A 6231-nucleotide genomic window follows, 5' to 3' on the forward strand; every position below is an offset into this window, starting at 1 on the left:
CCCTGCCCCGTCTGGCGAGGGAGAGAGAAAGAGAGAGTGCGGGGCGCCGAACGCAGCAACGCCGCCCGCGGCGAGATGCCGGGGCGGCGTTTGCTGGAAACTTGGTTGCGGGGGCACGCAACCAACGATATCAGCAGGGCCTTTTCCAAGCAGCGGCATGATGGGATGATTTCGTTACCGACCTTGTTTAGCGGCGGCCCAGCTAGACCATCAGATGTGCCGCCTCGTTGGCCTTAATGGAGAGTACGGGTCAACGTCGCGGTAACTCCCTGCCCTTAACCAACACTTCCTGTCCGGTTTCCAGCCTGTAGGTATCGGGGAAGAAATGCACGAGCCATTGTTTGACGACGCGCCAGACCCCGTCGAAGTCATCTTCCTGATCCGTGCCGCCGAGGCGGTCGGCCAGAAACTCGTACGCTTTTGCGTCCGTCAAACCGGCGGATGTCAGCTTGTCTATCTCGACGAGCAACGGCATCTGTTTCAATATGCCCGCCACATAGGCGGTGAACAGATCCTGCGTTAGCCCCTGCGGCGGAGACAGCGCCGCAAGGTCCTCCTGCGCCGCCTCGAAGGCGCTGCTCACCATCGTATCGGCGCCGCGCCCGCGATAGACCTGCCAGAGGCGGTCCGGCGTCGGGCATTGCGGCACCCACAATGTCTGCTCCGCCTCCATCGCAGCATCGTCTTCGACTTCCGGAAGACGGCGCGGGGTGTCGTCCTCTTTCAGGGCGTCCGCCTGGCGGCGAATGCGGTCGCGCAACTCTTCGGTGGCTTGCACAGCAGAGCCCAGCAGTGACTGTTCCCATTCAGCCAGCCCCGCGAACTCGGCCGGAAGGGCAACAAGCAACTCGACATTGGATGGGGTGTGCCAGCCGAGGCCCCGCGCCGTGAGATTGGCGGAACCGACCAGAGAACCCCGACCATTGGAATAGTATTTTGCATGCAGGTGAGGATGCACCAGAAGGCGACCGCCGCGCGCCTGTGCAACGTCGTCGAGAATTTCGATATCACAGACACCGGAGGCAATATCTTCGGGAAGCCAGCGCGTGATGCAGATGCATTCGGACACCGTTTCGGGAACGGCATCGAGCAACCGGCGCAGGGTCGGGGATTTTATATAGGGCGCTGCTATGACCACCCGGTCGTTTGCGGCCCTGACAAGTTCGAGAATCCCGTCGCCGGGAAGGACAACCGCCATATCATTCGTCGTCCTCTTCCGCGAGGAAGAAGCGCGCCATCTTTCCCCATTCCTGCCGCATCTCGAACAGCCTGTTCTTCTGGTGCACCTCCTCCATTTCGTAGCGCGCCCATGCCGCGAACAGCAGTTCCAGCGTGTCGGCCGCCGTGTGTATCCGCTCCATCAACTCGGCGTCGGTTTCGTCGCCGATCTCGGGCCGCAGCGACGCTATGAGCTGGTCGTAAAAGGGATGGTTGCTGTTGAAAACGACTTCGGTCAGCCCGCCCTGTTTGTGCTCGACATTGAAGAAGGCATAGCCTTCCATCGCCTTCTCAAGGAACAGGACCTTCCGCTTGCGCGTGAATGTCGCTTGGGCGATTTCGTGCGCGACATCCTGCCGGTAGTGTTTATCTTCGGTAAGGTCTTTTTCGAGATTGTCGCGATCCTCTTCCGTGAACTCTTCACGGTCCGAGTCGGTCTCGTGTCCCTGTTCTGCGCGTTCGCGAAATTTCGTCGTGGCCAGGTCGGAAACATCCGGCTCGTCATGCCGATCATCTTTCGTCCGACGCCCGACATTCTGTTTCTTGAGCCGTTTCCGCATTTCCGGAATTTGCTGGCGTATGTGATCCACGATAGGCAGCAGGATCGCGCGCGGGTCGCCTTCGCCCTGAATGCGCTCCTGAAACTCCGACCGCGATTCGCCGGGATTGGCTTCGGCCTTCCAGTCGAACTGGGCCATATGCGAGAAAATCGTCGCGCTTTGTTTGGTATTTGTAACGCCGAACACCTCGTCCAGCGTTGAAGGAAACTCGACCTCGACGCCCCACCAGCGTTCGGTGGGGTCGTAGCTGTTGGTCCATGCGGGATCGAGGTCCAGTTCGCGGCCCTCACGGACGATGGACAATCCGATGTTCTTGGCGGCGTGCTTGCCATAGGGCTTATGACCGCGGTCGCTCCTGTCGTCGGGAACGGTCTCCTCCCGCGCCCAGCTCATGCGGATCACGACATCGTGCTTTGCACCATCATAGTCGATGGAGAACACCTCGTCCGCGTCACCCCAGGGCTGAAACATTGGCTCTGTGTTGAACGGGGCCGGCGTCGATGAATTGCGCATCAGGTAGAGCGGATCGTTGACGCGCACCGGCTCGTCGAAGGTCGACTCATCCTCGCCTTCGAGCAACGCCAGGAGCCGGATCGACAGGCGCCCGTCGTCGATGAACTTCCTGTACATGCGTCCGACAAGCGATTCCGTATGGCGCAGCGTCGCCAGCGCGCCGCGCCAGCTCAGGCGATGATCGTCGAAATTCCTCCAGAGAACGAGCGTGCCGGTCGTCTCGACGTTGTCGGAACGGGCGCGCCATTCATCGGGCAACGGTTTGTGCGCGGGAGCCGGAACCGCATATAGCCGCCGCCCTTCGATGTCGTCTACATCGAGATAGGAATACATGGCGTTGTCGGGACCGTTCTGCCACGTCCAGACTTCGACCCGGCGGCACTGCGATATCGACGAATTCGGCAGGCCCATGCCGAAACGGCCGATACCCTTCCGGTCCGTCAGATGCGTGCCGTTTCCGAACTGAAGGGCGAGACGCAGCGTCTCGGGCGTCATGCCGTCGCCGTTATCTAGAATTCCGATTGCCTGAATCCTGCGGCTGGCGCGTTCGTTGACCTGCCGGTACGCTTCAAAGCAGATCACCTCAACATTGCTTGCATTCGCCTGGACGGAGTTGTCGATCAGCTCCGCAAGCGCGTATGCGGTGTTCTTGTAGCCGCTGTCGCGCATGGCCTTGACAGCCAGTTCAGGCGGAATGATTTCTCCGTCGAGCCTTTGCGACTCAGCAGCTTCTGTCAGGCTCATCCCAAACGTCCTCCCAGTTCTTGAATGCGTCGGCAACGCTGCCAAAGCCGGGCAAGTGCGGATCGACAACCGTTACAATTTCGGCCTCGTCATTTCCACCGGCCCGCGTGCCGCGTGTCGCCCTGCCAACCATCTGGCTGTAAAGAACAAGCGACCGGGTCGGGCGTGCGATGACCGCCGCGCTTGTCGCGGGCGCATCGAATCCGGTGGTTAAGACACCATAGTTCACAACCACCATAGCGCGATTATCTTTACTTTTAAAACGCCTGATTATTCTTTCGCGTTCTGCAGTATTGCTTTGCCCTGTCACAACGAATGCTTCATGTCCGCGTATGGACAAGATAGCCGTAAGCATGCGCGCGTTCTCTACAGAGGGCGCGAACACGATGACGCGACGGTGCCGCGTCATCAGGTCCTCGACAGCGGCCAGAATTCTCAGGTTGCGCTGCGTGTCCGTTCCCAGACGTTCCAGAATCTGCTCCGGTACGTCGATTGCGGACGAGAGCGCATTGACATCGTTCTCGCTCAGCTTGAGACCTGCATCGGAATTCAGTGTGCGGAAGATCGGCCGCGCAAGATACTTCTGGTCGATCAGGAAGGTGACGGGGTCGTCGTAGCCCTCGACTTCGAGCGTGACCTTGCGGCCGTCGAAATAGTCCGAAAGCTTGCGGTCCTCGCCGATATCCGACCAGCTTCGTCCCGGCGTCGCCGTCAGCCCAAGCAAGGCGTTGTGCGGCCGTTTGCTGTAAAGGGCCGTGAGGATCGCCGCGTATGTCGGCGCAATCGCCTGGTGGGCCTCGTCGATAATCGTCAACGAGACGCGGTCGGCCAGACGCAACAGTGTTGCGGGATCGCGGCTGTCGAGCGCGGACATCTTGGCGAGACCGGAAACGATCACACCGTCCTGTATGTCGAGAACGCCCGGTTTCCTGTGTCCCCAGAATCGGACGAGTCCGGTTTCCCGGTTGCCGAGGAAACGCCATGCGTTCTCAAACTCGTCGGCGGCTTGGTCGAGAAGTTCCGCATTTTGGGCCAGCCAGCAGACGACAGTCGGCTCGCTCCGGCGAAGATGCTGCGCGACGATGTGCATTGCCGTGCGGGTCTTGCCCGCACCGGTTGGCATATGAAGAATGACCTTGCGCGGCGCGTCGGCCAACGCGTGCACGACACGCTCGGCGGCGGCGCGCTGGTGATCGAACAGCGCGTAACCGGCAACCGCCTTTATGGCGTCCGGTGACGAGTCCGCCGGCGCGCGAACGTCTCGGACCACGCCGAAGAACGAGTACAGTACAGCCAGCGCCGCGGGGTCCGCGGCGGCGGCGCAGAGATCGTCGTAGAGCGTGCGGCCGTCTTTCGCGCCGAGATGCCCGCCCAGCTCGCGCGCCTTGGGTAACGGCAGCATGCGGATGATGCGGTCGCGCATCTCCGCATCGCGCAATGCCTCGGAGGGCTCGACAAGGCTGGCGGCCAGCTCCCCGAGCCGCGTGCCGGAATCCAGCTCGGGGTCGAGCCCCTGAAGCGTATCCACGATCGACGGACCGATCACCTCCCGCAACGCCGATGCCTTGGCGTTGCGCAATAGAGTTTGAAGCGCGATGCCCGGTGCGGTGTCCGGCGTGTCGGTAGATGTGGTCATGGTTCATTCACGGCGGGTGCGATGCGCCTGACCTTTCGTGTTCATGTCGTTCGTATCCATTCTCGCCCATCCGATTTGCGGCATACGTTTCACCTGATCTTTTCAGGCAGTTCCGCCGTATCATCGCCGGTTTCTCTTTGATACCTGTCAAGTAGTGTCGCCTCGGTGTAGTTTTTTGCATTCTTCCCGACCATGTACAAAAGAACTTCACGTATCGTCACCTTGTGGCCATTGAGCATGATCTTTTTGTTCGGCTCCCACATCAGCCACTGGAACGGCTCTTCATTGAGGCTGTCGGGCAGCTCGGCGGCGAGCTTGGTGGCCCGCGCCAGGCTCATATCCTTCGTGAAGCGGGCAATCACACGGGTCATTATTTCCAGTCCGATCGGACGGAAGAGAACGTGGCCCCCGTGGCTACCGCGATACTTCTTAACCACCGGTTCGGTGTTCTTTGCGCTGAAAAACTCGTCTAGCGCTTTGAAATTCTTCCTGAGTTGAAGGAAATAGGTTTCCGCGAACTTGAAATATTTATCCAACGTCTCATCGTCTGGGCGCACTCGCTGCAAATCTGCCTTCTGCTCTCTCAAGTCCCAATGCGAGTTGGTAAACAGAATTGTCAGAACGTCGTAGAGGTTGGCGATTGTCGTTAAACTCGTCGTGTTGGCCGTTGGCATGTTATTGCTGGCGACAAAAGCGATCCTATCGTCGGCGAAAAGGTCCGTTTGCTCAATAAGTCGCCTTACGCAAATGGCCATGACATCGTCTTCATCGAGGGCGATGATTTCCCCTTTGGAAACGGGCCGTGCCGTCTTGTTTAAGGTCGTGAATAAGCGGCGTGTGCGCTCCAATCCTCTTTTGGTGTCCTTGTGTCCGACGAAGATGACGGAGAGTTCGTCATAGGGGTCGTTGTCCAGGCCGTCTTTCACAGCCTTCTTGATGCCCGCCAGACGATGCTGACCGTCGAGCGCAAAGAGTTTCTCCTGCCCCGTGAGCGTCAGGAATCCGACGGCGGAAACCGTATCCTCGGTCAGGTTCTTTAGCTCATCCGAGGCGGCCTTACTCCGAACATCCGAAAGAGCGTGCCAGTTCGGTTGGCCGCCGTATGTGGCAATGACAAGTGAATTAAAGAAGCGCTCGGGCTGTCTCTTGAGATAGTCCGCGATCTGTGCGGCCCTGCCTTTCTTGAGGTGTCGTTGTATCATGTCCGAAAGCGCTTCGTTCTCGTGAATTTCCTTCGCGTAGTTGACGCGCGAACTCAGTTCCCCCACGTTCATAAGGCAGGAGTAGAAAACCCAATCTCCCATGACGCCACGGAGAGCCGGCAGTACGATTTCTTTGTGCTTTTTCGGCATTACCTGAACGCCCTCCGTTTTTGTTTTGTATCGGCTTCAAGGTCTCCTTCGGAGAATGGCGGCATCAGCGCCGTATTGAGCTGTTTTTCGAGCGCCTGCAAATCATCTGAGAGTCCGTCCGAGAAGTTATCTATGATTTCCGGCTCCTTGCGATTCTCCGCATCATGATCCGGATCATGGCGAGGCGGAGGAATGCCAAAGCCATCCG

At 59.1% G+C, this 6231-nt stretch carries 5 protein-coding genes; all 5 read right to left on the bottom strand.

Features of this window, described 5'->3' with window-relative positions; genetic code table 11:
• Positions 1 to 250: 250 nt before the first annotated feature.
• Entirely contained in the window at positions 251 to 1198 is a 948-nt protein-coding gene (locus CMO28_RS15150; RefSeq protein WP_296714934.1) for a phospholipase D family protein, read from the bottom strand.
• A gap of 1 nt (position 1199) precedes the next feature.
• Entirely contained in the window at positions 1200 to 3035 is a 1836-nt protein-coding gene (locus CMO28_RS15155; protein ID WP_296714936.1) for an ATP-binding protein, read from the bottom strand.
• A complete protein-coding gene (locus CMO28_RS15160) occupies positions 3013 to 4671 on the bottom strand; it encodes a DEAD/DEAH box helicase (protein WP_296714939.1) in 1659 nt (552 codons plus the stop codon). Before CMO28_RS15160 ends, CMO28_RS15155 begins: the two co-directional genes overlap by 23 nt.
• Positions 4672 to 4760: 89 nt before the next feature.
• Positions 4761 to 6023, bottom strand: coding sequence for a DGQHR domain-containing protein (locus CMO28_RS15165; RefSeq protein ID WP_296714940.1), 1263 nt, complete (start codon positions 6021 to 6023; stop codon positions 4761 to 4763).
• Positions 6023 to 6231, bottom strand: a 209-nt coding sequence (locus CMO28_RS15170) for a hypothetical protein (protein ID WP_296714943.1), incomplete at its 5' end; no start/stop codon positions are given. The genes CMO28_RS15170 and CMO28_RS15165, both read right to left, overlap by 1 nt.

It is taken from the genome of Tistrella sp., from assembly GCF_002684955.1.
Lineage (GTDB): Bacteria > Pseudomonadota > Alphaproteobacteria > Tistrellales > Tistrellaceae > Tistrella > Tistrella mobilis.

Bases quoted from the DNA above. Each gene is read 5' to 3' on its own strand.
- CMO28_RS15150 (WP_296714934.1), bottom strand. From the start codon at position 1,198: ATGGCGGTTGTCCTTCCCGGCGACGGGATTCTCGAACTTGTCAGGGCC.
- CMO28_RS15155 (WP_296714936.1), bottom strand. From the start codon at position 3,035: ATGAGCCTGACAGAAGCTGCTGAGTCGCAAAGGCTCGACGGAGAAATC.
- CMO28_RS15160 (WP_296714939.1), bottom strand. From the start codon at position 4,671: ATGACCACATCTACCGACACGCCGGACACCGCACCGGGCATCGCGCTT.
- CMO28_RS15165 (WP_296714940.1), bottom strand. From the start codon at position 6,023: ATGCCGAAAAAGCACAAAGAAATCGTACTGCCGGCTCTCCGTGGCGTC.